1 protein-coding gene and 2 pseudogenes are annotated in these 1585 nt (G+C 55.5%); 1 reads left to right on the top strand and 2 read right to left on the bottom strand.

Annotated elements, in window-relative coordinates; all coding sequences use genetic code 11:
* Positions 1-172: 172 nt before the first annotated feature.
* Positions 173-592, top strand: a pseudogene (locus AC2FFE_RS20865) (IS5/IS1182 family transposase); the annotation flags it as partial.
* 99 nt (positions 593-691) lie between these two features.
* Here AC2FFE_RS20865 and AC2FFE_RS20860 read toward each other — a convergent pair.
* Together AC2FFE_RS20860 and AC2FFE_RS20855 are read right to left on the bottom strand one after the other, a co-directional pair.
* Positions 692-1108, bottom strand: a complete 417-nt coding sequence (locus AC2FFE_RS20860; RefSeq protein ID WP_496847608.1) for a glutathione binding-like protein — start codon at positions 1106-1108, stop codon at positions 692-694.
* Positions 1109-1141: 33 nt separating this feature from the next.
* A pseudogene (locus AC2FFE_RS20855) lies at positions 1142-1216 on the bottom strand (hypothetical protein); the annotation flags it as partial.
* Positions 1217-1585 lie beyond the last annotated feature (369 nt).

Genomic DNA, 1585 nt, shown 5'->3' with positions numbered 1-1585 from the left:
GACACACGACTGCATCTGACAGACGCTCGTATCAGCTCAAAAAATGTCTTGCTATGCAGGAGCCATCCACACAGGACTTTCAATCGAAAAAATTGAAAGTCCGCTTTGTTGCGCGTCTTACCAGTTCAGGCAAGGTGCCGCGAAGGGTCGGTTTTCAACTCATCCCGTACGAAAGAACCGGCATGGTCGGTTCCGTGAGAGTGAACTGCTGCGTCATCTGTTTGATACGACTGTGGCGCGCTGCATCGCGGAAGGTCTGGTGAGCGGGCAGCGCCTGGCAATTGATGCCAGCCTGATCGAGGCGGATGCCAACAAACAGAATTCAACACCAAAGGAAGAGTGGGATGCGACGAGTATCGATCCGGCCGATGCGCCCCGCGCGGTCCGCGAGTATCTCAACACGCTGGATGAGGCTGCTTTCGGGGCTGTCAGCGAGGCCCAGCCAAAGTTCACATCTCATTCTGACCCTGCCAGCCAATGGACGGCAGCGCGTAAAGGGCCTGCTTTCTTCAGCTATTCCGACAACTACCTGATCGACACCGACCATGGGGTGATAGTCGACGTGGAAGGCACCAGATCAATCCGGCAGGCAGGGCCATATTTCCTCCGAGGGATTGTACGCCGAGAGCGGCAGCACTCGTCATCAGGAATTCTCTGCGGTTCATGATTAGATCTCCGGTGAGGAAAAGGGTCAGAGTTTGGACAGTTTCTCTTCAGCTGTCTGCACGGCAGACCGTTCGGCGACGCGCGTGATCCAGGCTTCGATGTTGGGCAAATCAGACAGGCCCGTTGCCTCGGCCTGACGCAGGAAAGTCAGCCCGCCAGATGCCCACGGGTAGGTCATCATGTCGGCAATCGTGTAGTTGGCCCCCGCAAGGTAGGCGCCATCGGCAAGCGCACCTTCGAGCACAAAAAACAAGCGGATTGTCTCTGTGAGGTAGCGATCTATGGCATAGGGGAGCTTCTTATCGGCCATCTGGAAATGGCCCCATTGCCCGATCATTGGCCCCAAGCCTCCGACTTGCCAGAAGCTCCAGGCCATCACCTGCGCGCGCTCTTGTGCGCTTTCGCCAAGGAAACGGCCATGCTTCAAAGCCAAATGGAGCAAGATAGCACCGGATTCGAAGAGCGTGACGTCGCTATCTCGCAATGCCGGTATTTTTCCATTCGGATTAAGGCGCCGAAATTCCGGATGGTTCTGATCTCCTTCACCGATATTGATGGGCGTCTCCTTTCACTCCCCTGCCCTCCTAAAGGCACTGAAGACATGATGGAGGCGTTTCGATCCTGGCCGCGTTCCGACAAGCTGAAGTACATGTCGCTGGATCGGCTGAAATGCCATGTTCAAGCCGCTCATGACCTTTGGAAACGCATCGAAGGACATGTCGCAAAACCCGGTGAAATTTCGGGTGCGCCCGAAGCTTGTTTCGGGTCCCATATACAAGACCAAATTGAAGAAACAATTCTGTCCTGTAACGCCGATGGCGAGAGTTCAATGCCCTCGGCTGAAGCCTCGGAACCAGATTGTTCTGGCTCCGGGCCTGACGGCCCTTCGCATTGCTCAGAAAGCAATCATCCAACAGAT

The sequence above is a fragment of the Ruegeria sp. YTSA168 genome, from assembly GCF_059610045.1.
Note: the sequence above shows the minus strand (reverse complement) of the source record. Positions and strands in the feature narration are given on the sequence as shown.